General features: G+C 67.8%; 26 protein-coding genes. 20 read left to right on the top strand and 6 right to left on the bottom strand.

Going from position 1 to position 23901, the window contains the following annotated elements:
* Positions 1-23: 23 nt before the first annotated feature.
* The 7 genes from CHB86_RS01610 to CHB86_RS01580 all read left to right on the top strand — a co-directional run bounded on the left by CHB86_RS01610 (position 24) and on the right by CHB86_RS01580 (position 6927).
* Complete coding sequence (locus CHB86_RS01610; RefSeq protein ID WP_089230793.1) at positions 24-1067, top strand: M42 family metallopeptidase; 1044 nt, start codon at positions 24-26, stop codon at positions 1065-1067.
* Positions 1068-1266: 199 nt separating this feature from the next.
* Complete coding sequence (locus CHB86_RS01605; protein WP_089230792.1) at positions 1267-1476, top strand: hypothetical protein; 210 nt, start codon at positions 1267-1269, stop codon at positions 1474-1476.
* Positions 1476-2369, top strand: a complete 894-nt coding sequence (locus tag CHB86_RS01600) for a 5-bromo-4-chloroindolyl phosphate hydrolysis family protein (protein WP_089230791.1) — start codon at positions 1476-1478, stop codon at positions 2367-2369. Before CHB86_RS01605 ends, CHB86_RS01600 begins: the two co-directional genes overlap by 1 nt.
* Before the next feature lie 25 nt (positions 2370-2394).
* A complete protein-coding gene (locus tag CHB86_RS01595; protein ID WP_089231577.1) occupies positions 2395-3594 on the top strand; it encodes a toxic anion resistance protein in 1200 nt (399 codons plus the stop codon).
* 2 nt (positions 3595-3596) lie between these two features.
* Positions 3597-4562, top strand: a complete 966-nt coding sequence (locus CHB86_RS01590; protein WP_425445401.1) for a DUF2927 domain-containing protein — start codon at positions 3597-3599, stop codon at positions 4560-4562.
* A 27-nt stretch (positions 4563-4589) separates the two neighbouring features.
* Positions 4590-5738, top strand: coding sequence for an SPFH domain-containing protein (locus CHB86_RS01585; protein WP_089230790.1), 1149 nt, complete (start codon positions 4590-4592; stop codon positions 5736-5738).
* A gap of 13 nt (positions 5739-5751) precedes the next feature.
* A complete protein-coding gene (locus CHB86_RS01580; RefSeq protein WP_245837696.1) occupies positions 5752-6927 on the top strand; it encodes a TFIIB-type zinc finger domain-containing protein in 1176 nt (391 codons plus the stop codon).
* Positions 6928-6933: 6 nt separating this feature from the next.
* Here CHB86_RS01580 and CHB86_RS01575 read toward each other — a convergent pair whose 3' ends face one another.
* The gene (locus CHB86_RS01575; protein ID WP_089230789.1) at positions 6934-7350 is read right to left on the bottom strand and encodes an Hsp20/alpha crystallin family protein; all 417 of its coding nucleotides are present in this window, start codon (positions 7348-7350) and stop codon (positions 6934-6936) included.
* A 155-nt stretch (positions 7351-7505) separates the two neighbouring features.
* On the opposite strand from CHB86_RS01575, the gene CHB86_RS01570 reads away from it, so the two are divergent.
* The 7 genes from CHB86_RS01570 to hemP all read left to right on the top strand — a co-directional run bounded on the left by CHB86_RS01570 (position 7506) and on the right by hemP (position 13438).
* On the top strand, positions 7506-8438 hold the full coding sequence (locus tag CHB86_RS01570; RefSeq protein ID WP_089230788.1) for a carbohydrate kinase family protein: 933 nt from the start codon (positions 7506-7508) through the stop codon (positions 8436-8438).
* Positions 8435-8887, top strand: coding sequence for a D-aminoacyl-tRNA deacylase (dtd, locus tag CHB86_RS01565; RefSeq protein WP_089230787.1), 453 nt, complete (start codon positions 8435-8437; stop codon positions 8885-8887). Before CHB86_RS01570 ends, dtd begins: the two co-directional genes overlap by 4 nt.
* A gap of 135 nt (positions 8888-9022) precedes the next feature.
* Positions 9023-10450 (top strand): circularly permuted type 2 ATP-grasp protein, encoded by a 1428-nt coding sequence (locus CHB86_RS01560; protein WP_089230786.1) that lies wholly within the window; start codon positions 9023-9025, stop codon positions 10448-10450.
* A gap of 4 nt (positions 10451-10454) precedes the next feature.
* Positions 10455-11396 carry an alpha-E domain-containing protein gene (locus tag CHB86_RS01555; protein ID WP_089230785.1) on the top strand — a complete coding sequence of 314 codons (942 nt, stop codon included), beginning with the start codon at positions 10455-10457 and terminating at the stop codon, positions 11394-11396.
* A 3-nt stretch (positions 11397-11399) separates the two neighbouring features.
* A complete protein-coding gene (locus CHB86_RS01550) occupies positions 11400-12203 on the top strand; it encodes a transglutaminase family protein (RefSeq protein ID WP_089230784.1) in 804 nt (267 codons plus the stop codon).
* Positions 12204-12236: 33 nt separating this feature from the next.
* Complete coding sequence (locus CHB86_RS01545; RefSeq protein WP_089230783.1) at positions 12237-12971, top strand: proteasome-type protease; 735 nt, start codon at positions 12237-12239, stop codon at positions 12969-12971.
* A gap of 305 nt (positions 12972-13276) precedes the next feature.
* A complete protein-coding gene (gene hemP, locus CHB86_RS01540) occupies positions 13277-13438 on the top strand; it encodes a hemin uptake protein HemP (RefSeq protein ID WP_176442764.1) in 162 nt (53 codons plus the stop codon).
* 78 nt (positions 13439-13516) lie between these two features.
* Here the strand turns inward: hemP and CHB86_RS01535 are convergent, their stop codons facing one another.
* From CHB86_RS01535 to CHB86_RS01520, 4 genes are all read right to left on the bottom strand, one after another.
* Positions 13517-15079: an ABC transporter ATP-binding protein gene (locus CHB86_RS01535; protein ID WP_089230782.1), complete on the bottom strand. Its 1563-nt coding sequence runs from the start codon at positions 15077-15079 to the stop codon at positions 13517-13519.
* The gene (locus CHB86_RS01530) at positions 15076-15897 is read right to left on the bottom strand and encodes an ABC transporter permease (RefSeq protein WP_425445400.1); all 822 of its coding nucleotides are present in this window, start codon (positions 15895-15897) and stop codon (positions 15076-15078) included. The genes CHB86_RS01535 and CHB86_RS01530 overlap by 4 nt, the downstream gene beginning before the upstream one ends.
* On the bottom strand, positions 15894-16841 hold the full coding sequence (locus CHB86_RS01525) for an ABC transporter permease (RefSeq protein WP_089230781.1): 948 nt from the start codon (positions 16839-16841) through the stop codon (positions 15894-15896). The genes CHB86_RS01530 and CHB86_RS01525 overlap by 4 nt, the downstream gene beginning before the upstream one ends.
* A 179-nt stretch (positions 16842-17020) precedes the next feature.
* Positions 17021-18319: an acetylornithine deacetylase/succinyl-diaminopimelate desuccinylase family protein gene (locus CHB86_RS01520; RefSeq protein ID WP_089230780.1), complete on the bottom strand. Its 1299-nt coding sequence runs from the start codon at positions 18317-18319 to the stop codon at positions 17021-17023.
* Between the two features lie 156 nt (positions 18320-18475).
* Here CHB86_RS01520 and CHB86_RS01515 point away from each other — a divergent pair, with 156 nt between their 5' ends.
* The 6 genes from CHB86_RS01515 (at position 18476) to CHB86_RS01490 (ending at position 23324) form a co-directional block, all read left to right on the top strand.
* Entirely contained in the window at positions 18476-18703 is a 228-nt protein-coding gene (locus CHB86_RS01515; RefSeq protein WP_089230779.1) for a hypothetical protein, read from the top strand.
* Between the two features lie 121 nt (positions 18704-18824).
* Positions 18825-19091 carry a hypothetical protein gene (locus tag CHB86_RS01510; RefSeq protein WP_089230778.1) on the top strand — a complete coding sequence of 89 codons (267 nt, stop codon included), beginning with the start codon at positions 18825-18827 and terminating at the stop codon, positions 19089-19091.
* A 9-nt stretch (positions 19092-19100) separates the two neighbouring features.
* Positions 19101-19664, top strand: coding sequence for a DUF1523 family protein (locus tag CHB86_RS01505; RefSeq protein WP_089230777.1), 564 nt, complete (start codon positions 19101-19103; stop codon positions 19662-19664).
* A gap of 81 nt (positions 19665-19745) precedes the next feature.
* Complete coding sequence (locus tag CHB86_RS01500; RefSeq protein WP_089230776.1) at positions 19746-20282, top strand: RNA polymerase sigma factor; 537 nt, start codon at positions 19746-19748, stop codon at positions 20280-20282.
* Positions 20279-22255, top strand: a complete 1977-nt coding sequence (locus CHB86_RS01495) for a vWA domain-containing protein (RefSeq protein ID WP_089230775.1) — start codon at positions 20279-20281, stop codon at positions 22253-22255. The genes CHB86_RS01500 and CHB86_RS01495 overlap by 4 nt, the downstream gene beginning before the upstream one ends.
* Before the next feature lie 73 nt (positions 22256-22328).
* Positions 22329-23324: an FkbM family methyltransferase gene (locus CHB86_RS01490; RefSeq protein ID WP_089230774.1), complete on the top strand. Its 996-nt coding sequence runs from the start codon at positions 22329-22331 to the stop codon at positions 23322-23324.
* Positions 23325-23397: 73 nt separating this feature from the next.
* On the opposite strand, the gene CHB86_RS01485 is transcribed toward CHB86_RS01490, so the two are convergent.
* The gene (locus CHB86_RS01485) at positions 23398-23856 is read right to left on the bottom strand and encodes an Hsp20 family protein (protein ID WP_089230773.1); all 459 of its coding nucleotides are present in this window, start codon (positions 23854-23856) and stop codon (positions 23398-23400) included.
* Positions 23857-23901: the final 45 nt, after the last annotated feature.

Below are 23901 nucleotides of genomic sequence, written 5' to 3'. Positions count from 1 at the left end.
GATTGTCGAGGCGGGATATCATCATGAACACCGAATTGCTGAAACGGCTGTGCGAGACCCCGGGCGTGCCCGGCCACGAGGAACGGGTGCGGGACCTGATCCTGTCCGAAATCGAGGGGCTGTTCGACCACGTCGAGGTGGACCCGATGGGCTCGCTGCTGTGCCGCCGCGACGCGCGCGGCGGGGCGGAGACGCCGCAGAAGGTCATGCTGCTCTGCCACATGGACGAGATCGGCTTCATGGTCAGCCATGTGACCGAGAAGGGTTTCCTGCATCTTCAACCGGTTGGCGGCTTCGATCCGCGCACGCTGTTCGCACGCCGGGTGCTGGTGTGCACCGAAGATGGCGACCTCAAGGGGGTGATGAACCCGGCCGGGCCTGGCGTGCACATCACCAAGCAGGAAGATCGCAAGAAGGTGCCGGAGGTGCACGAGTTCATCGTCGACACCGGCCTCGGCGAAGCGGCGCGCGAGCGGGTGAAGATCGGCGACATGGTGGTGATGGACGAGCCGTTCCTCGAGATGGGAGAGAAGTTCGTCTCCAAGGCGCTCGACAACCGGGTCGCTTGCTGGCTGGGCATCGAGGCGATCCGCGGGCTCGGCGATGCGGCGCATGCGGCCGAGATCCACGTGGCTTTCACCACCCAGGAGGAGGTCGGGCTGCGCGGGGCGCGCACCGCCGCCTTCCGGGTCCAGCCCGACATCGGCCTCGGGATCGACACCACCCTGGCCTGCGACACGCCAGGTGTGCCGGAGCAGGACCGGACGACCGAGCAGGGCAAGGGGTTCGGCCTGCACGTGCGCGACAGTTCCTTCATCGCCGACAAGGCGCTGGTGGCAGAGATCGACGCCCTCGCGACAGCCGAAGGCATCCCCTTCCAGCGCACCATGCTGCGGGCCGGCGGCCAGGACGGCGCAGCCGCCCAGCAGGCCGCGGCCGGGGCGCGGGCGGTCGGTATCGTGGTCGGCACCCGCTACATCCACACCGTGACCGAGATGATCGACCGCAGGGACCTCGCTGCTGCGCGCGACATCCTCGTGGCCTATCTCTCCAAGGCGAAGGCCTGACCGGGCGGGATGGCGCGCAGGTCGTGGGTGCCGCGCGCGGAACGCGCGCGGCCCGGCCCAACGGGAGGAGGCGCATCCTTGATGCGCCGACGACGGGCGGGAGCCCCCCGGCCGGAATTGCCGTGCCTTTCCTTGACGCTGGCCCGGTTCACATCCATGTCGTATAAACATGAACAGGTGGGTCGAAGGGGGCAACCACATGCGAATCCTCATGTCTCTCGCTCTGGCGTTGGTCGTCATGGTCGCATTGGTGGTCGGGATCGCGCTGGCCGGGGCCGCGCTCGCCGGATCGGCGGGAAAGGCGTTTGACCAGGGCCCCATGGCAAGCGGGCTGGTGCCGCGGATCGCCTTCATCCTGCTATGGGTGCTGATCTTCGGCGTCTCCCTCGGCATGATCGGAGGCATGTGATGGCCCAGCGGTACGGCGGCAAGTATTCACCGGACGCAGGGACCTCCGGCAACGGCGCATCGCCCGCGCCGTCCCGCCCCACCACCGCGCAAAGAGCCCGGGGCGCCGCGCGCGTCAACCTGCTCTATCTCGCGCCGATCCCGCTGCTTTTTTCCGCATTCGGCCACGGCCCCGCCGGGATGGCGCTGGACCTCGCGGCCGCGGCGGTGCTCGTGTTCTCCGTCTTCACCCTGTCGGAGGGCCTCAAGGCCGAGGCCGCCTATGACGCCCGCAAGGTCGCGCGCCGCCCGGCCCTGCCCCGCAAGATCATCGCCGCCGTGCTGACCGGCTTCGGTCTCGTGCTGGCGCTGATGGCCGGCGATGGCGGCAACCTCGGGCAGGCGCTGCTCTACGGGGCGATCGCCGTCGTGCTGCACCTGACCGCCTTCGGCATCGATCCGCTGGCGAACAAGAACGTCGACGGCGTGGACAGCTTCCAGCAGGACCGCGTCGCCCGCGTCGTCGACGAGGCCGAGGAACAGCTCGCCCGCATGGGCGCCGCGATCCAGCGCGCCGGCGACCGTGGGCTGGAGCGCCGTGTCGAGGGCTTCCAGGCCACCGCCCGCCACATGTGCCGCACCGTCGAGGAAGACCCGCGCGACCTGACCGCGGCGCGCAAGTTCCTGGTCGTCTACCTGCAGGGCGCGGCCGAGGCGACGATCAAGTTCGCGGATATCTACGCCCGCAACCGCGACCAGCAGGCCAAGGCCAACTACGTCGCCCTGCTGGACGACCTCGAGCGCAACTTCAGCGCCAAGACCGAAACGCTGATGGTGTCCGACCGCACGGCGCTCGATGTCGAGATAGAGGTTCTGCGCGACCGGTTGCAGCGTGAAGGCGTGAGAATGGATTGAAACGGATCTTCAGGGAAGGATGATCATGTCACAGGAAGTGCAGAAGAAAGCCGCCGAAGTGCTGACGCAGGTCGAAGAGGTGACAGCCGTGATCCTGCCCGAGCCGGCGCCTGCCGCCGACATCGTGCCGCTCGAGGCCGCCGATGCGCCGGTCTCGGCCGAGATCCGCAAGCGGATGGACGAGATCAACATGAGCGACACGAATTCGATCGTGTCCTTCGGCTCGGCCGCGCAGGCCGAACTGCAGGAAATCTCGCAGGCGATGCTGGCCGACGTGAAGAACAAGGACGTCGGTCCCGCCGGCGACAGCCTGCGCGACATCGTCACCACGATCCGGGGCTTCTCGGTGTCGGAGCTGGACGTGCGCCGGGAGCGCACCTGGTGGGAGAAACTCCTCGGCCGCACCGCGCCCTTTGCCAATTTCGTCGCCCGCTACGAAGACGTGCAGGGCCAGATCGACCGGATCACCGACAACCTGCTTGGCCATGAGCACAAGCTGCTGAAGGACATCAAGTCGCTCGACCTGCTCTACGACAAGACGCTCAATTTCTACGACGAGCTGGCGCTCTACATCGCCGCGGGCGAGGCCAAGCTGCAGGAGATGGACACGTCCGTGATCCCGGCCAAGGAGGCCGAGGTGACGGCGGCCCCGGAAGCCGATCAGGTGATGAAGGCGCAGGAGCTGCGCGACCTGCGCGCCGCCCGCGACGATCTCGAGCGCCGGGTGCATGACCTGAAGCTGACCCGCCAGGTGACGATGCAGTCGCTGCCGTCGATCCGGCTGGTGCAGGAAAACGACAAGTCGCTGGTGACAAAGATCAATTCCACGCTGGTCAACACCGTGCCGCTGTGGGAGACGCAACTGGCGCAGGCCGTGACCATCCAGCGGTCTGCCGAAGCCGCGACCGCGGTGCGCGAGGCCAACGACCTGACCAACGAGCTGCTGACCGCCAACGCCAAGAACCTGCGCGAGACCAACAAGGTCGTGCGCGAGGAGATGGAGCGCGGCGTCTTCGACATCGAGGCGGTGAAACAGGCCAATGCGGACCTGATCGCCACCATCAACGAAAGCCTCGCCATCGCCGACGAGGGCAAGGCGCGCCGCGCAGCCGCGGAGGAAGAGCTGATCAAGATGGAGCACGAACTGCGCGACACGCTGGCCTCCGCAAAGGCCCGCAAGACCGGTCTGGGCGACACCGCCTCGACCGCCGTCCCGGCAGGTTGATCTTGCGGAGCGGAGCGGCAGCACGGAACGGCCTGCTGGCGGTGTCGCTGGCATTGCTTGCAGCTTGCGAGGCGACAGCGCCGAGTGGGCCCGTTCCCGCTCCGCCGCCCCGTCCCGAGGCGACGGCGACCGCTGGCGACGTGCAGGCGCCCACCCGGTCGAGCGCGTCCTACGAGCTCGAACAGCATTACGCGCGGGTGCAGGCGGACTTGCTGGCGCAGGGCCTTCTGCGCACCGACGGCGGCGGGCCGGACACGCCCTTCGCGGCTCATACGCTGGCCAAGAACTTCATCCGCATCGCGCTTTACGACGAATACGTCTCCCGCGCCGGCACCCTTGTTGCGGAGCAGACGGAAAGCCAGCTGCGCCGCTGGCAGGCCCCGGTGCGGATGCAGATGGTGTTCGGGGACACGGTTTCCCCCGAGCAGCGCCGCAAGGACAGCGCGTCGCTGCAATCCTATGCGCGGCGGCTCGCCATCGCGTCCGGGCATCCCGTTTCCGTCACCTCCGGCAACAACGCCAATTTCCACGTGCTGATGCTGCACGAGGATGAGCGGCGCAATTACGGCCCGCAACTGCGGGCTATGGTCCCGGGGATTGGCGAGACCGCGGTGCGCACGGTGGAGGACATGCAGCGGGACACCTTCTGCCTCGTCTTCGCCTTCTCGCAGGGCAGCAACCCGGCCTATACCCGCGCCGTCGCCGTGATCCGGGCCGAACATCCCGATCTGCTGCGGCTTTCCTGCATCCACGAGGAGTTGGCGCAGGGCATGGGGCTGGCCAACGACAGCCCCGCCGCCAGGCCCTCTATCTTCAACGACGACGAGGAGTTCGCCCTGCTGACCCGGCATGACGAGCTGCTGCTGCGCATATTGTACGACCGCCGTCTCAGCACCGGCATGGACGCCGCCACCGCCCGCCCGATCGTGACAGAGATCGCGAACGAGCTTCTTGGCGGCGAGAGTTGACAGAATTCATCTAGGAGGAGCGCCACGATGGGCATCTTCGATTTCCTTTCCGGCCAGTTCATCGACGTCATTCACTGGACCGACGACACCCGCGACACGCTGGTCTGGCGGTTCGAGCGCGAGGGGCACGAGATCAAGTATGGCGCCAAGCTGACGGTGCGCGAGGGCCAGGCGGCCGTGTTCGTGCACGAGGGGCAGCTCGCCGACGTGTTCACCCCCGGTCTCTACCTGCTCGAGACCAACAACATGCCGATCTTGACGACGCTTCAGCATTGGGATCACGGCTTCAAGTCGCCCTTCAAGTCCGAGATCTACTTCGTCAACACCACCCGCTTCACGGACCTGAAGTGGGGCACCAAGAACCCGGTGATGCTGCGCGACCCGGAATTCGGCCCGACCCGCATCCGCGCCTTCGGCACCTATTCCATCCGCGTCACCGACCCGGCGAAGTTCATGACCGAGATCGTCGGCACCGACGGCGAGTTCACCACCGACGAAATCACCTTCCAGATCCGCAACATCATCGTGCAGGAAAGCAGCCGGGTGATGGCGGGTTCCGGCATCCCGGTGCTCGACATGGCCGCCAACACCGCCGACATGGGCAAGCTGATCGCCGCCAAGGTCTCGGAAGTGCTGGCCGATTACGGCATGGTGATGCCCGAATTCTACATCGAGAACATCTCGCTGCCCCCGGCGGTGGAAGAGGCGCTCGACAAGCGCACCTCGATGGGGCTGGCGGGCGATCTGGGCAAGTTCACCCAGTATTCCGCCGCCGAGGCGATGACCTCCGCGGCGCGCAATCCGGCTGGCGGTGGCATGGCCGCCGGGCTCGGCGCCGGGATGGGCATGGCGATGGGCGCGCAGATGGCGAACCCGGGCTATGCGGCCGGCCCCTGGGGCGCCGCACCGCAGACGCATGCCGCTCCGGCCGCGGTGCAACCGGCCCCGCCGCCGCCCCCTCCGCCGGTCGAGCATGTCTGGCACATCGCCAAGGCCGGCCAGACTTCCGGCCCGTTCTCCAAGGCCGACATGGGCCGCATGGCGGGCGCCGGCGAGCTGACCCGGGAGAGCCTGGTCTGGACGCCCGGCCAGGACGGCTGGAAACCGGCCGAAGACGTGCAGGAGCTGGCGCAGCTCTTCACCATCCTGCCGCCGCCCCCGCCGCCGGGCGCCTGAACCGGAGGCAAAGGTGTCCGACACGCCCTGGACAGACGACGACGCGGCCGGCCCGGCCACCGAAGCCGTGGCCGAGCAGCACCGCTTTCCCTGCCCCGCCTGCGGGGCGGACCTGCGATTCTCGGCCGACCGTGGCAGCCTGGTCTGCGACCATTGCGGGCATGTTGAACATGTGAGCGCGGGCGGACGCGGCGAATGGGCCGAGGCGCTGCAGGAACTCGATTACGAGCGCGGCCTGCGCCGCGACCTGCCCCCCGGCGAGATCGTCTCCGCCCGCACCGCCCATTGCGAGAGCTGCGGCGCGAGTTTCGAGATGGGCGAGGCGGAGCAGGCCACGGAATGCCCGTTCTGCGCCTCTCCCGTGGTCACCGATACCGGCATCCAGCGCCACCTCAAGCCCACCGCCGTGCTGCCCTTTGCCCTGACCGAGGAAACCGCCCGCAAGGCGATGTCGGACTGGCTCGGCCGGCTCTGGTTCGCGCCTGGCGGGCTCAAGGAATACGCGCGCAAGGGACGGCGGATGAAGGGGATCTACGTCCCCTTCTGGACCTACGATTCGCGCACGCGCACCGAGTACCGGGGGCGGCGGGGCGACGATTACTACGTCACAGAAACCCGCGTCGTGAACGGCAAGCGTCAGAACGTGCGGGTGCGCAAGACCCGCTGGCGCGCGGTGCAGGGCCGGGTGGCGCGGGATTTCGACGATGTCCTGGTGCTGGCCGCCGACAGCCTGCCCCGGCAATACGTCGACGCGCTCGACCCGTGGGACCTGGCCAAGCTGGTGCCCTTCCGGCCCGAATACCTCGCCGGCTACATCGCCGAGGCCTACACCGTCGACCTGGAACCCGGCTTCGGCTATGCGCAGCGCAAGATGGACGCGGTGATCGCCGCCGACATCCGGCGCGACATCGGCGGCGACCACCAGCAGATCACCGACGCCCGCACCCGGCACGGCAACGTGACCTTCAAGCACATCCTGCTGCCGGTCTGGCTCGCGGCCTATCGCTTCCGCGGCAAGTCCTATCGCTTCGTGGTGAATGCGCGCACCGGCGAGGTGAAGGGCGAACGGCCCTACTCCGCCTGGAAAATCGCGCTTGCCGTTCTCGTCGCGCTCATCGCGGCGGGGCTGCTGCTCTACCTCGGGCAGGAGCAGGGCGGTTTCAGCACCACCCTGCCCCAGGGTTTCTAGGTCAGGCTACCCGGCCTTGATCTTCACCCGCTTGGACGGATCGACCGAGGGCGTCCGCTTGGGCACCGTGATCGTCAGCACGCCGTCTTTCAGATGCGCGTCCACCGCTGCGCCGTCGGCATCCGGCGGCAGGCGGAACGAACGGCTGAACGAACCGTACTGGCGCTCGCTGAAGAACCAGGTCTCGCCCTTTTCCTCGCGCGAGGTGCGTTTCTCGCCGGACAGCGTCACCACGCCCTCCTCCACGCTCAGGTCTATGTCCTTTTCCTCCACGCCGGGCAGCTCCACGGCGATCCGGTAGGCGTTTTCGGCGCCGGATGCTTCGGCAGCCGGGGCGACCCATTCGGACACCCGTTCGCCGAGGCCGCGGAACGGCTCGTAGAGGCTCGGCCAGAAGCCGCTGGTGTGTGATTTCTCGACCATTTCCTCCTCCTTCGACTGCGATTCCCCAACGCCGCGATCATACCACCGGCGGCCCCGGTCCACCTTGACCTGCAGCAGGATCGGCGGCGGCTGTGGACCTTTTCCGAGGACGGCGCTAGGAGATGAAAACCGCAAACCGGGATGGGAGGGACACGATGATCCTGTGCGCTGGCGAAGCCCTGATCGACATGCTGCCGCGCGTGTCCACCGCATCCGAACCCTGTTTCTCGCCCGTTGCGGGCGGGGCGGTCTTCAACACTGCGATCGCGCTCGGTCGCCTCGGTGCGCCGTCGCGCTTCTTCACCGGGCTCTCGACCGACCTGTTCGGCGTCCGTCTCGAGGCGGCGCTGCAGGCAAGCGATGTGGATTACGCGCTCTGCGCCCGCTCCGACCGGCCAACGACGCTGGCCTTTGTCGAACTGACCGAGGGCCACGCGAAATATGCCTTCTACGACGAGAACACTGCGGGGAGGATGATCACCCCCGCGGACCTGCCGGCGCCAGAAGCGCTCGACGGGGTCGAGGCGCTGTTCTTTGGCGGCATCTCCCTCGTGGTGGAGCCCTGCGCCTCAACCTACGAGGCGCTTGCGCTGCGCGAGAGCGGCAAGCGCCTGGTGATGCTCGACCCCAACATCCGCCCCGGCTTCATCAAGGACGAGGCCGCCTACCGCGCCCGGATCGACCGGATGATCGCCGCCGCCGACGTGGTGAAGGTCTCCGACGAGGATCTGCACTGGCTCGCGGGCGACGGCACGCTGGCCGACCTGGCCGGGCAGTTGCTCGCCAAGGGGCCCAAGGTGATCTGCGTCACCGAGGGGGCCAAGGGCGTGACCGCCTTCATGGAGGGCCGCCAGCACAGCGTGCCTGCCAACCGGGTCGAGGTCGTCGACACGGTGGGTGCGGGCGATACGTTCAACGCAGGCTTCCTCGCCGGTCTCAAGCGGGCCGGCCGGCTGAGCAAGGCCGGGCTGGAGGACATCCCCGAGGCCGATCTCGCCGCCGCGCTCAAGCTCGGAGGCGATGCCGCCGCCGTCACCGTGAGCCGCGCCGGGGCCAACCCGCCCACAGCCGCCGAACTGGGCCTGTGAGGGCGCTGATCCAGCGGGTCACCCGCGCCTCCGTGACGGTCGATGGCGAGGTGATCGGCTCCATCGGCCCCGGGGTCCTGGCGCTGGTCTGCGCGATGCGCGGCGACAGCGAGACCGAGGCCGAGAAACTCGCGGCCAAGCTCTCCAAGCTGCGGATTTTCGAGGACGACGCCGGCAAGATGAACCGCTCCCTGCCCGACATCGGCGGCGCGGCCCTGGTGGTCAGCCAGTTCACCCTCGCCGCCGATACCAGCCGCGGCAATCGCCCCGGGTTTTCCGAGGCCGCCGACCCCGAGACCGGGCGCCGTCTCTACGAGCATTTCGCCGACCACCTGGCCAGCCTCGGCACCCCCGTCGAACGCGGCCGCTTCGCCGCGGACATGGCCGTGGAACTGGTCAACGACGGCCCGATCACCATCTGGCTCGAAGTCGCCCCACCGACCGCCTGAATATTGTGCAACGGTCCAAAAAACTGTCGCAATACACCACCGGTTCGTGAACACTTCGAGAGAAGAGTGCGGACATGAAGCCGCAAAAGAAAACAGCCAGTTGCGGCCGCCAGCGGGCGCAGTCAAGGTGATCGCATGAGCGAGACGGGTACGTTTTTCAACGAATTGCACGGCCCATCGGGAGATCCCCGGCGGCCGTACAAGGAATACAGCAAATGGTTCGAAGGCGAGGATCTCTCTCGGCTTCGCAAGAAGTCCCAGGAGGCGGAGCAGTTCTTCCGCCGCACGGGCATCACTTTCAACGTCTACGGGCAGGACGAGGCCGACGAGCGGCTGATTCCGTTCGACATCGTGCCGCGCGTCCTGTCGGCCCGCGAATGGGACAAGCTGACCCGCGGCATCGACCAGCGGGTGCGGGCGATCAACGCCTTCCTGCATGACATCTATCACCGGCAGGAGATCCTCCGCGCGGGTCGGATTCCGGTCGAGTTGATCGCCAACAACGACGCCTTCCTGCCGCAGATGATCGGCGTTTCGCCGCCGGGGAACGTCTATACCCACATCGTCGGCACCGACCTGGTGCGTACCGGCGAGGACCAGTTCTACGTCCTGGAGGACAATGCGCGCACGCCCTCGGGGGTCTCCTACATGCTGGAGAACCGCGAGACGATGCTGCAGATGTTCCCGGAGCTGTTCAGCAAGATCCGCGTGCGACCGGTGCAGGATTACCCGACGCGCCTGTCACGCTCGCTCTCGGCCTGCGCGCCGCCGGCGACGAGCGGACGGCCGGTGCTCGCCGTGCTCACGCCCGGCATCCACAACTCGGCCTATTTCGAACATTCCTTCCTGGCCGACAACATGGGCGCCGAACTGGTCGACGGCACCGACCTGCGGGTCGTGGATGGCCGGATCGCCATGCGCACGACCGAGGGCTACAAGGCGATCGATGTTCTCTACCGCCGCGTCGACGACGATTTCCTCGATCCGCTGAACTTCCGCCCGGATTCGATGCTGGGGGTGCCCGGGATCCTCGACGTCTACCGGGCGGGCGGCATCACCATCGCCAACGCTCCCGGCACCGGCATCGCCGACGACAAGGCGATCTATTCCTACATGCCGGACATCGTCGAGTTCTACACCGGCGAGAAGGCGCTTCTTGAGAACGTGCCGACCTGGCGCTGCTCGGACCCCGACAGCCTTGCCTACGTGCTCGACAACCTGAAGGAACTGGTGGTCAAGGAAGTGCACGGCTCGGGCGGCTACGGGATGCTGGTGGGCCCAGCCGCCAGCAAGAAGGAACTGGCCGCCTTCCGCGACAAGCTGGAGGCCCGGCCCGCAAACTACATCGCCCAGCCCACGCTGGCGCTCTCCACCGTCCCGATCCTCACCAAGGCCGGCCTCGCGCCGCGCCACGTCGACCTGCGCCCCTTTGCGCTGGTCTCGCCGCAGGGAATCGACCTGACGCCAGGAGGGCTGACACGGGTTGCATTGAAGAAGGGATCGCTGGTGGTGAACTCGAGCCAGGGCGGCGGCACCAAGGACACCTGGGTGCTGGAGGAATAGCGGGATGCTCGGCAAGACAGCAGGCGGTCTCTACTGGATGTACCGCTATCTCGAACGCAGCGAAAACACGTCGCGCCTCATCGAGGCCGGCCTGCGCAACGCGCTCACACGACCGGCGAGCTCGACCGACGAATGGTCGAGCATTCTCGACGCCACCGGCGTCCGCCAGACCTTCCTAGAGAGCAACGACTCCTTCGATCAGCAGAAGGTCGTCAACTTCCTGCTGCGCGACACCGCGAACAGCTCGAGCGTGCTGTCGATGATCGAGGCGGCGCGCAACAATGCCCGCATGGTCCGCACGGCGCTCTCCCGCGAGGTCTGGGAATCGACCAACGAGTTCTGGATGAACGTCCGGACCGCCCTGTCCCGCCAGGTCAGCGACCGCGATCTGCCGGCCGTTCTCAGCCTGATCCGGCAGCAGAACGCCCAGGTCCGCGGCGCCACCCACGGCACAATGCTGCGCAACGACGTGTTCAACTTCGCCCGCGCCGGCACCTTCCTGGAGCGCGCCGACAGCACCGCGCGCATCCTCGACGTGAAATATTACGTGCTGCTGCCATCGGTCAGCCATATCGGCTCCGCGCTCGACAACGTCCAATGGGAGAACATCCTGCGCGCCGTCGGCGGGCAGAGTTCCTATCGCTGGCTGAACGGGCCGGACATCAGCGCCATGGGCATCGCGGACTTCCTGATCCTCGACAGCCGGATGCCGCGGTCGCTGGCCTTCTGCGCCGCCAAGGCGCGGGCCAACATGTCCTACCTCGAGAAGGAATACGGCACGCGCCACGCCTGCCACGAACAGGTGGAAGCGCTCGTCGGACGTCTCGCCTCGACCACGACCGAGCAGATCTTCGACGCCGGCCTGCACGAGTTCATCCAGGAATTCCTGTCCGACCTTGCGCGGCTGGGCTCCACCATCGAATCCGACTACCGCTTCTATGGATAAGCCATGCGCCTGACGATCCAGCACCGGACCACCTACACCTATTCCGAGCCCGTCCCCTTCGCGCTGCAGCAACTCCGGCTGACGCCGAAACAGGGCATCGGACAGAACGTCGTGACCTGGCAGACCCAGGTTTCCGGCGGCAAGAAGGAGCTGGAGTTCGTCGACCACAACGCCAACGACGTGATGCTCATGTCCTTCGGTGGCGAGGGGCACGAGATCGTGGTCACCAGCCAGGGCGAGGTGGAGACCTCCGACACCAACGGCGTGGTTGGCCGGCACAGCGGCTACGCTCCGCTGTGGTACTTCCAGCGCCAGACGCCGCTGACCAAGCAGGGCATGGCGATCCGCTCGCTGGTCAAGGGTCTGTCCGGGGACTACGACGACGACATCGCGCGCTGCCATGCGCTGTCGGCCCGCGTGCTGGAGGCGGTCAAGTACGAGACCGGCACCACGACCACCACGACCACCGCCGAAGAGGTGCTGCATGCCGGTTCCGGCGTCTGCCAGGATCACGCCCATGTCTTCATCGCCGCCGCCCGGCAACTCGGATTCCCGGCGCGTTACGTCTCCGGCTACCTGCTCCTGAACGATCAGGTGTCGCAGGAAGCGAGCCACGCCTGGGCCGAAGTCCATATCGACGCCCTCGGCTGGGTCGGTTTCGACGTGCCGAACGAGGTCTGCCCAGACGAGCGCTACGTGCGCGTCGCCACCGGGCTGGATTACTCCGAGGCCGCCCCGATCTCCGGCCTGCACACCGGCCAGGCCGGAAGCGAGACCTTGGGCGTTGACATACAGGTCCAACAATAGGCTCTTGCCATTGCGGCAAACCGGAGCACGCCCATGACCTATTGCGTCGGCCTGCGCATGAAGCGCGGCCTTGTCTTCATGTCCGACACGCGTACCAACGCGGGCGTCGACAACATTTCGACCTTCCGCAAGATGCACACCTGGTGCGTGCCCGGCGAGCGTCTCGTCACCCTGATGACCGCCGGCAATCTCGCGACCACCCAGGCGGTGATCAGCGTGCTGGAGGAGCGCAGCAAGGCGCAGGGCGAGCGCAACCCCTCGATCCTCGAACAGCCTTCGATGTTCCAGGTCGCCCGTCTGGTCGGCGAGACCCTGCGCGAGGTGATCTCCGAGCGTTCGACCCAGGGCCAGGCGGCCGATTCCGCCTTTGGCGCGACCATCATCGTCGGCGGCCAGATCGACCCGGGCCCGCCGCGCCTGTTCCTGATCTATCCCGAGGGCAATTTCATCGAGGCCTCGGAGGACACGCCCTTCTTCCAGATCGGCGAGACGAAATACGGCCGGCCGATGCTGCTGCGCGGCTTCTCCGAGGATCTCACCTTTCCGGACGCGATCAAGCTGCTGCTGGTGAGCTTCGATTCCACGCTCAAGGCGAACCTATCGGTCGGTATGCCCTTCGATCTCCAGACCTATGTCGCCGACAGTTTCGAGATCGGCCACGAGGACCGGATCACCCGGGACAACCCCTATTACAACGAGATCTCCGAAGGCTGGGGCCGCGCCCTGCGCGAGGCGCTCGGCCAGCTTCCCCCCTACGACATGGGCTGACCCGTGCCCTCCACAGCAACAGCCGCTTCCCGCCCGGTGCCCGGCGCGGAGCCTCCCGGCCTGTCAAACCATGCGGTTCGCGCCTGAAAGCCCGCCCGCAATACATTCCCGATAAAATTAATCGGAATTGACAATCCAAAGTGTTTTAGTAGGCTATCCGCATTCAAGGAGAGCCCGATGCCAGATTCCATGCCCCACAGGTCCCCGACGGTCGTTCTGCCGCCGAACGCCCCGGGCCTTTGCCACGGGCTCGAGCTCCATGCCTCCCCCCTCCAGACCAAGAGCGAGTCGCACCGATGACCATGATGAACACGATCAGCCTCACCGATTCCGCCGCCCTTCCCGGCCGCCCGACCTTCGACGCCCGCGCCATGACCGGCGAAAACGGCCTCGCCCAGATCGTCCTCGACGAGAAGGTCTACACGCTCCGCATCACCAAGGCCGGCAAGCTCATCCTGACCAAGTAAGCGCCCGCTTCAGCTTCTTCTGTCCGAAAATATCCCGGGGGGCTCCGGGGGGCTGCCCCCCGGCGCCGACCACGGTTTTCAGGCCGCCGGCAGAACCGGCGCCGCCGCCAGCAATTCCCGCGTGTAGGCATGCTCCGGCGCGGAAAACACCGCCTCGGTGGGCCCGGCCTCCACGATCTTGCCCGCCCGCATCACCAGAACCCGGTCGGTGATCGCCCGCACAACCGTCAGGTCGTGCGAGATGAACAGGTAGCTCAGCCCGAAGCGCGCCTGCAGGTCGGCCAGAAGATCGAGGATCTGCGCCCGGATCGAGACGTCGAGCGCCGAGACAGCCTCGTCCAGCACGATCAGCTCCGGCCGGGTGATCAGCGCCCGCGCTATCGCGATCCGCTGCCGCTGCCCGCCGGAGAACTCGTGCGGGAACTTCTCCGCGTCTTCCGCACGCAGCCCGACGTCGCGCAGCACCTCTGCGATCCGCGCCTCCGCATCCTCCGGCCGCCCGGTCAGGTGAAACGGCTCCGACAGGATCCGCCCGACCCGGTGCCGCGGGTTGAAGCTGCCATAGGGGTCCTGGAACACCACCTGCATCCGCCGCCGCAGCTCTGCCGGCATCCCCGGAGCGACCTCGGCCCCGTCGAGCCGGATCTCGCCCCCCTGCAGGGCTTCGAGCCCGAGGATTGCGCGGGTCAGAGTCGACTTCCCGCAACCGGATTCGCCCACCAGCCCAAGGCTCTCGCCCCGCGCCAGGGTGAGGCTCACCCCGTCCACGGCGCGAAAGGACGGCCTCGGCCCGAAGAGCCGGCTCCGCCTGAGCGGGTAATCCCGAACCGCCTCGCGCACCTCCAGCAGCGGCGTTCCGGTCTCGCGCACCGCGCGTTCCGGCCGATGCCGCGAGGCCTCGAACAGCGCGCGGGTGTAGGGGTGCCGCATCTCGCGCAGCAAGCCTGCGGTGGCGCCGTGCTCCACCACTTCTCCCGCCTTCATCACCGCCACCTCGTCGGCCATCTCCGCCACCACGGCGAGGTCATGGGTGATGAACAGGCAGGCCATCCCCTCCTCGCGCACCAGCTCCCGGATCAGCGACAGGATCTGCGCCTGCGTGGTCACGTCGAGCGCGGTTGTCGGCTCGTCGGCGATCAGCAGTTTCGGCCGGAGCGCGACCGCGAGCGCGATGCAGACCCGCTGACGCTGCCCGCCGGACAATTCGTGCGGATAGCGCCCGAGCGGGAACCGGTCCGGCGAGAGCCCTACGCGACCCAGCCGCTCCCGGGCGATCGACGCCGCTTCCGACCGGCCGGCGGCGCCATGCACCAGCAGAGTCTCGGCCACCTGGTCGCCGATGCATTGCACCGGGTTCAGCGCCGTCATCGGTTCCTGGAAGATCATCCCGACCTCCGCGCCGCGCACCGCGCACATCTGCCGCTCCGAAAGCGCCGTCAGCTCGCGCCCTTCGAGCAGCACCCTGCCCCCGAGCGCGGCTCCCTGCGGCAGCAACCGGATCACCGAGAGTGCCGTCATCGACTTGCCCGAACCGCTCTCGCCGACCAGCCCGAGGATCCGCCCGGCCTCCAGAGCGAGCGAGACGTCGCGCAGGATCGGTGCGCCGCCGATCCCGACAGAGACCCCCTCCAGCGCGATCACCGGACATTCCTCCGAAGCCGCGGGTCGAGCAGGTCGCGCAGCCCGTCCCCCATCAGGTTGAGCCCCAGCACTGTCAGCACGATACAGAGCCCCGGCAGGATCGCGAGCCGCGGGTAGCCGTAGAAGAAGGTCTGCGCATCAGCCAGCATCCGCCCCCAGGAGGGAGTCGGGGGCTGCGCGCCAAGCCCGACATAGGAGAGCCCGGCCTCGGCCAGAACACCCATAGAGAACTGGATCGTTCCCTGCACCACCAGCAGATTGGCGATGTTGGGCAGGATATGCTCGGCCGAGATCAGCGCCGCGCCCTTGCCCGCCACCCTTGCCGCCAGGATGAACTCCCGCGGCCAGACGGTCAGCGCCGCTCCCCGCGCCACGCGGGCGAAGACGGGGATGTTGAAGATCCCGATCGCCAGGATCGCGTTGAGCGCCGAGGGGCCGAAGACCGCGGTGATCAGGATCGCGATCACCAGCGAGGGAAAAGCGAAGATCAGGTCGTTGCCGCGCATGATCACCTCGTCGAGCAGCGAACCGCGCCGCGCCGCCGCCGCCAGCCCAAGCGGCACGCCGAGCAGGATGCCGATGCCGACGGCCACCAGCGCCACGGCGATCGAGGTGCGCGCGCCGGCCATCAGCATCGAGAGCATGTCGCGCCCGAGGTGATCGGTGCCGAGCAGGTGCCCGCCCCCCGGAGGCGCCAGCTTGGCCGCGATGTCGAGATCGGTCACCGGGAAGGGCGTCCAGACCAGAGACAGGAGCGCCGCGCCGAGGAACAGCGCAAAGAGCGCCGCCCCGAGAACGAGTTGCACCGGCACCCTCATCGCCCGTGCCTCAGCCGCGGGTCGACCGCCGCGTAGGCGAGGTCGACGAGGAAGGTCACCACGATCACCGCGAAGACCAGCAGCATCACCACCGATTCCACCACCACCAGGTCGCGCTGCGTGATCCCCTGGAAGATCAGCAGCCCGAGCCCGGGCAGGAAGAAGACCTTCTCGATGATGATCGCCCCGGCCAGCAGGAAGGAAAACTGCAGCCCGATGATCGTGAGCACGGGGATCAGCGCGTTGCGCACCCCGTGATTGCGGATCGCCTGCCCTTCCGACAGCCCCTTGGCCCGCGCCGTCCGGATATAATCCTGCCCAAGCGTGTCGATCAGCGCCGAGCGCATCACGCGGGCGAGGATCGAGGCCTGCGGCAGCGCCAGCGCCACCGCCGGCAGCGTGAGCGCCCGAAGCGCCGGCCCGACCCCGGCGTCCCAGCCGGGAAAGCCACCGGCGGGAAAGACCTGCCACGTGATCGCCAGCAGCACGACCAGCAGCATCGCGAACCAGAAGTTCGGCACTGCGATGCCAAGCTGCGTCACCCCCATGATGCCGTAATCGACCGCCCGCCCCCGCCGGGCCGCCGCGAGCATTCCGATCGGCAGGGCGATCAGGGTCGAGAGCGCGAGGGCGTAGAGCGCCAGCGGCAGCGAGACGCCGAGCCGCTGCACCACCAGTTCGGCCACCGGCACGCGATAGGTGTAGGAGGTGCCGAAATCGCCGCGCAGCATCCCGCCCGCCCAGGAGAGATAGCGCTCGACCAGCCCCCCGGTCAGCCCAAGATCCCGCCGAAGCGCCTCAACCGCCTCGGGCGAGGCATTGAGCCCCAGCATGTAGGCGGCGGGATCGCCGGGAATGACTTCCACCACCGCAAAGATCACCAGGCTCGCCGCGATCAGCGACAGGGCGAGCGAGACAAGACGCGTGGCGGCATAATGAACCATGCGGCGGAGCCTAAGGATTTCGGAGCATCATTCAAACGCCGCGTGAGCCGGCACGGTCGGATTTGGGTATTTTTGCCAAGAAGATAGTGCCGCAGCCTCTTCCTGGATCAGATACCCGGATCCCGCGCCGCAAGCCCGCGCAAGCCACCCCGGACAGGCGCGAGCGCCGCGCTGGCGCCTCATGCGCCCGCGTCCGGCAGCAGCAGTTCGGCCAGGGTCAGCGCCATCACCGTGGCGCTGTCCACCATGTCCTGCACGCCGACCCACTCGTCAGGCTGGTGCGCAAGGTCGAGAATTCCCGGGCCATAGGCGATGCAGTTCTTGAGCCGGCCGATGCGGTCGATGTGTTTCTGGTCGTAGGTGCCGGGGCTGACGACGTAATCGGGGCGCGTCGCGAGCACCTTCTCGATCGCGCGCGCCACCGTCCGCACCACGGGGGCGTCCTCTTCGGTCATGCTGGGCTGCACCTCGAAGAGGTCCCGGATCTCGTAGTCGAAGCTCGGCCGCTCCGCCTTGACCCGTTCCAGCATCGCCGCCACCTCGGCCTTCACCTCGGCAATGTCCTCCTCGATCAGGAAGCGCCGGTCGATGGTGATCCGGCAGCGGTCGGGAACACAGGGCGCCGGCAGGCCCGTGTAATCCGGGTCCTGCTCCGGTTCGCCGCCATGGATGGCGTTGATGTTCAGCGTGGATTGTTTGGCCCCATCGGGCACGACCGGCATCGCCGTCCGCTTGCTGGCGAGCAGCGGGAAGAGCGTCGCCTCCATCTCGGCGAGGACTGCCCCCATGTGGCGCACGGCGCAATCGCCGAGGAACGGCATCGAGCCGTGAGCGATCCGCCCCTTGGTCTCGATCTCCGCCCACCAGACACCGCGATGGCCGAGGCAGATCCGGTCCTTGTTGAGCGGCTCGGGGATGATGACGTGCTGTACGCGCGACGGGTGGAACCAGCCTTTCTCCGCCAGGTAGGCGACGCCGCCGTAGCCGCCGGATTCCTCGTCGGCGGTGGCTGAGATCTCCACCGCCCCGGCGAAATCCGGGCAGGTCGCGATGAAGGCCTCCGCAGCGATGATGGAAGCCGCGAGCCCCCCCTTCATGTCGCAGGCCCCGCGGCCATAGACGCGCCCGTCGATCAGGTCGCCGCCGAACGGATCGACCGACCAGCCGTTGCCCACCTCCACCACGTCGTGGTGGGAGTTGAAATGGACCGTCTCGCCCGCCCGCCGGCCCTCGCGACGCGCGATGATGTTCCAGCGCGGATGCGCGTCGCTGTCGGCCAGCGCGCCCTCGGCCCGTATCAGCTCGACCGTGAACCCCGAGCCTGACAGCCGCCCGTCGAGATAATCGCAGATTTCCCGGTAGTTGCGCCCCGGCGGGTTGAGCGTCGGGATGCGGATCAGGTCCTGCGTGAGGCCGATCAGGGAGTCCCTGCGCGCGGCGATTGCAGCGACCAGTCTGGTTTCGATGTCTTGAGCCATGGGCGGAGGCTAGTCCCGGCCCGCGCCGTCGACAATGGGGCATGTGCCGAGAGCGGCCCCTTCGACGCCCCTGCCGCTGCGGCAGCCCAGATCGCCGATGACGTCCCCCGGGACGGAGGCTATGGTTCCGGCCGGAACTGGCCCCTGCGAGGACGGATGAACTGGAAGCAGAAGGCCCTGAGCGGGCTCATGGCCGGGGGATTCGGCCTGCGCTGGCTCGCCGGGCACCATGTCGACGCGGACGACCCGGCCCTCGCCGCGGCGCTCCATGCCGTCGACGTGGCCCTGGGCTGGATGCTGGCCGTGGCCGTGGTGCTCGCGTTGCGCTGGCTCTTGCTCACGCTGCGACGGTGGCTCGCCCGCGGACGGCGCTCCGAAGGCTAAGATAGCCTGCCTTTTGAGAAATCCGGTATCGCGCAACGGCTGCAAGCGCGGTATCAGGGAAGAAACGGGGCCCGATGCGCCCCCCGGATCGACCACGACGGGAAGGTGGGACAAGAACCGTATGGCTGCGCTGGCAAAACTCCTGCTGATCCTCTTCGTGGCGCTGAGCGTTGTCTACGTCAGCCTCTCGCTCTACTCGCGGTCCGTCCGGCGCGAGAAGCTGGAGCGGGAATGGGACGAGGAGATCGGAGAGGGCGACCGGGAGGCCTTCGTGCGGGACGGGCTGGAGGCCTACGACTCGTCGCTGCGCCGCAAGCTCATCCTCGGCGTCTACATCGTGCCGATCCTGCTCATCGGCACCATCATCTACTTCACGAATTACAGATGAGGCTACCCCATGTGGTACTACATCAAATGGACCTTCTGGCTGGTGATCGTCGTCATTGTCGGCTCGTTCCTGCATTACACCCTGCCGCGCAATGACGTCGTGCGGATCGTCGATACCGAGGTACGCCGGATCGACTATGGCGAGAACTCGATCTTCTGGGCGGATTCCAACACCGGCGAGGCCACCGGAATCCCGAGCCGCGATGTCCACTTCATCAATGCCAAGAAGTCGAGCGGCAAGGACATGGTCTATCGCAACGAGGACACTGGCTGGGGCTGGCCGCCCTATTTCAAGTTCAACACGTCGAACCTGCACACAAGGGCGACCGACATGCGTTCGACGCAGGAGAACCCGAAGTGGGTGGCGATCAAGCGATACGGCTGGCGGAACCAGTATTTCTCGATCTACCCGAACGCGATCAGCGTGAAGCCGGTCGAAGGGCCCGATGTCCGGATCATTCCCTGGGTGTCGATCTCCATCCTCTTCGTGCTGGGTTGCCTGTGGCTCGCGATCTGGTCGCGCTGGCGCAAGTTCAGGGCCAACCGGATCGACCCGCTGCTCGACGGCGAGTGATCCTTCCGGCCGGCGGCGAAAGATCGTGGCCGGCCTCCCAAGGATCGGCGTCCGGGCCGCGTCATACCCGGTGAAATGCGCATGATGACCGATGACGAAGCCCTGGCCCGGGCCGCCGCAGGCGGCGACCGCGATGCCTTTGCCGCCCTGCTCGGGCGGCACTACGATCGGCTGTTCGCCTTTGCGATGCGCCTCACCGGACAGCGGGCCGAGGCCGAGGACCTGACCCAGGATATCTGCCTCGCCCTGCCTGCCAAGTTGCGGGGCTTTCGGGGCGAGGCTCGGTTCACCACCTGGCTCTACCGGGTCGCGGTGAACGCCGCCCACGACCGCCGCCGACGCTCCGCAAGCCACGCCCGCGCCGCCGACGGCTGGGGCGACTGGGAAGTCGCCCGCCGCGCTGCCGACAGCGAGAGCCGCGCCGCCACCGACTGGCTGGCCGAGGCCATGGCCACGTTGAAACCCGACCTGCGCGACACCGCCGTTCTGATCCTTGCCGAGGAGTTGACCCAGGCCGAGGCCGCCAGCGTGCTCGGCCTCTCCGAGGGCACTGTCGCCTGGCGCATGTCGGAGGTGAAGAAGGCTCTGCGCGCCCGCGCCGCGGAGGATATGGAATGACTGACGATCTCGACCGCCTGCGCAAGGCCCTCAAATCCACGCCCGCCCCCGACACGACCCGCAAGGCCGCCGATCTCGGTGCGGCGATGGCCCGTTTCGACGCGGAATTCGACACGGCATCCGAATCCGGCCGCCAAGAAAACGCCGCCCCCGTCCGTCCCACCTCCGAGCGCGGATGGATCGCGCGACTGATCGACGGAGGTGAGACGATGTTCCATGCAATGACCACGCGCGCCGGGCTGGCCGCGACGACCGGACTGGTAACGGCCGGGCTCGCGCTGTTCCTCGTGCTGCCGCCGGAAACGCTCAGGCAGCCGGTGCAGCTCGGCCAGCCCGAACAGGAGAGCGAAGCCCTTGCGGAGAGCGACGCCCCTGCGGGTCGCAGCCTTGCTCCCGCACCGCGCGCGGACACGACGGAGCTCGCCCCGCTCGCGGACGAGGCCATGCCCGCGCCGATGGCCGAGGTCGCCGCGCCGATGGCCGCGACCACCGCCTTGCGGGCGGAAGCCCCCGCCGCGGCCAAGATGGCGGCGGATATGGACGCGGCCGTGCGGCTCGCCCCGGCGACGGACACGGAAGCCTTCACGAATGCCGAGGCGAACCCGGTCAAGGTCACGGCGGAAGAGCCCGTCTCGACCTTCTCCGTCGACGTGGACACCGCCTCATGGTCGATCGTCCGCTCCTCGCTGATGAACGGACAGTTGCCTTCGCCCGACGCCGTGCGGATCGAGGAGATGGTGAACTACTTCCCCTATGCCTACCCCGCCCCGTCGCCCGGCGACGCTCCGTTCTCGGTCTCGACGTCGCTCAGCCCGACGCCCTGGAACCCGGACACGCGGATCCTGCAGATCGGCCTGCAGGGCGTGATGCCCGAGACCGAGGCCCGGCCGCCGCTGAACCTGGTGTTCCTGATCGACACCTCCGGCTCGATGCAGGGCCCGGACCGGCTGGGGCTGCTCGCGCAATCCTTCCGGCTGATGCTGGGCCAGCTCCGCCCCGAGGACCAGGTGGCGATCGTGACCTATGCCGGCAGCGCGGGCGAGGTGCTGGCGCCCACGCCAGCCAGCGACCGCGCCGCCATCCTAGGCGCGCTGGACCGGCTCGAGGCCGGCGGCTCGACCGCCGGGCAGGCTGGGCTCGACCAGGCCTACGAGGTCGCGCGCGGCATGGCGGGCGCGGGCGAGGTGACGCGGGTGATCCTGGCGACGGACGGCGATTTCAACGTTGGTCCCTCGGACCCGGAGGCGCTCAAGGCCGACGTGGCGCGCAAGCGCGAGGACGGTATCTACCTCTCCGTCCTCGGGTTCGGGCGCGGCAACCTGAACGACGCGCTGATGCAGGCGCTGGCGCAGAACGGCAACGGGCAGGCCGCCTATATCGACACCATCGCCGAGGCCCAGAAGGTGCTGGTGGACCAGCTGACGGGCCAGCTCTTCCCGATCGCCGAGGACGTCAAGATCCAGCTCGAGTTCAACCCCGCCGAGGTCGCCGAATACCGGCTGATCGGCTACGAGACCCGCGCGCTGCGGCGCGAGGATTTCAACAACGACCGCGTCGATGCCGGCGAGATCGGTGCAGGCCACCAGGTAACCGCGCTCTACGAGGTCACACCCGTGGGGTCGCCTGCCGTGCTCAACGAGCCGCTGCGCTATGGCCCGGAGACGCCCGTAGAGGCAGCCGACGGCGAGCTGGGCTTCCTGCGGCTGCGCTACAAGGCCCCGGGCGAGGCCGCGAGCCAGCTCATCGAGGCCCCGATTGCGGCAGAGGCACAGGAGGCCGATGCCGAGGCCCGTTTCGCAATCGCCATCGCCGGCTTCGGCCAGCTCCTGCGCAACGGCCTCTATACCGGCGAGTGGTCCTGGGGCCACGCCATCGCCCTGGCCGAGGGCGCCCGCGGCGAGGACCGGTTCGGCTACCGCAGCGAGGCGCTCCGGCTGATGCGGCTGGCCGAGACGCTGGACGCAGCGCGGTAGCCCCCAGCGGGCCGCTTGCATCCCGAGCGGCCCGCTCGTTTAAAGGAGCGACGCCGACACAGGATTCGCCGCCATGGTCATTCCCGCCCTGCTCCAGCAGAACTCTCTTCCGACGCGCCTGCGGCGCCAGCGCATCGAGGCGGCCGGCAAGGCGGCGAACCCCAAGCCCTGGCAGCGGCTCGCGCGTTTGGAACTGCTGGCCGAGACCGACGCCGAGGCCGCGATAGCGGGGCTCGAGCAGGAGCTCGAGGACAGCCCCGCGAAGCCCGGCATCCTCCAGGCGCTGCTGCGCCTGCAGGTCGAGCGGGGCGATGCCGCCGGGATCGACGCCATCTGCGACCAACTCGAAGCGGCCGGTGTCGCCTCGAACGGGCCGATCTGGATCGGGCGTTTCCTGGAAGCCTGGAAAGGCGGCAGGATCGCCATGGACGGCGTGACCCTCGCCGTGCCGCGTACGGCCGTCGAACCGCGGGTGCTGCGCGGACTGGCCGGCGGCAGCTACGAATCCCACGAGGTCGCCATGGCCCGCCACGCGCTGCGCCCGGGCGACCGTGTGCTGGAGCTCGGTGCCGGGCTGGGCTACGTCGCCTGCGCGACGCTCTCGGGGCAGCAGGGCATCCAGTGGCGCTCGGCAGAGGCAAACCCGCGCCTGATCCCGGTGATCGAGCAGAACCGCGCACTCAACGGCGTCTCCTTCGATCTCGAACATGCCGCCTATGGCGTGACAGACGGGCCGGTGCAGCTCGCGCTCAGCCATCACGGGTTCTGGGCCGCCTCACTGCTCGACGAGGGCGACGCCGGCAGCGTCGAGGTGCCGGGGGTCGATGGCGCGCGGGCCATCGCCGCCTATGCGCCGAGTTTCCTGATCATGGATATCGAAGGCGCGGAGTACGACATCCTCGCCCGGCTCGACCTCGCGGGGATCGAGCGGCTGCTGGTCGAGTTCCACCCGTCGCTCGTCGACAAGGCCACCCATACCGCGATCCTCGGGCGGCTGATCTCCGAAGGTTTCGTGATCGACACCGATTGCGGCATGGGCCAGGTGCTGCTCTTCGATCGCAGCGCCTGACAGGCCCGAACGGAAAGGGCGCGCCGCCTGTTGGCGACGCGCCCCGAAGGTCGGTCTGTCTGACGCGGAGGGATCAGACCTCGACGGTCTCGGCCTCGATGGCCTTCTTGCCGTTGGTGATCTCGATCCGGCGCGGTTTCAGCGCCTCGGGCACTTCGCGCACCAGGTCGATGTGCAGCATGCCGTCCACATGGCTGGCGCCGGAGACGCGGACGTGGTCGGCCAGCTGGAAGCGGCGCTCGAAGGCGCGGGTGGCGATGCCGCGATGCAGGAACGTCCGCTCCTTGTCGTCCTCGGCCTTGCGGGCAGAGACGATCAGGGCGCCTTCCTTGACCTCGACGTTGAGTTCGGATTCAGCGAAACCCGCCACGGCAACCGAGATGCGATAGGCATTCTCGTCGATCTTCTCGATGTTGTAGGGCGGATAGGTGGGAGCGGAAACCTCGGTTTCCATGACCCGGTCCATCATGTCGGCGATACGGTCGAAGCCGACGGTGGCACGGTAAAGCGGTGCAAAATCAAGTGTACGCATCTGGTCATCCTCTCTTGAGCGATGTCTGTGTGGTGCGCCCTCCGG

Origin of the sequence: Tropicimonas sediminicola, assembly GCF_900188335.1 — a bacterium.
GTDB classification, from domain to species: Bacteria; Pseudomonadota; Alphaproteobacteria; order Rhodobacterales; family Rhodobacteraceae; genus Tropicimonas; species Tropicimonas sediminicola.
Note: the sequence above shows the minus strand (reverse complement) of the source record. Positions and strands in the feature narration are given on the sequence as shown.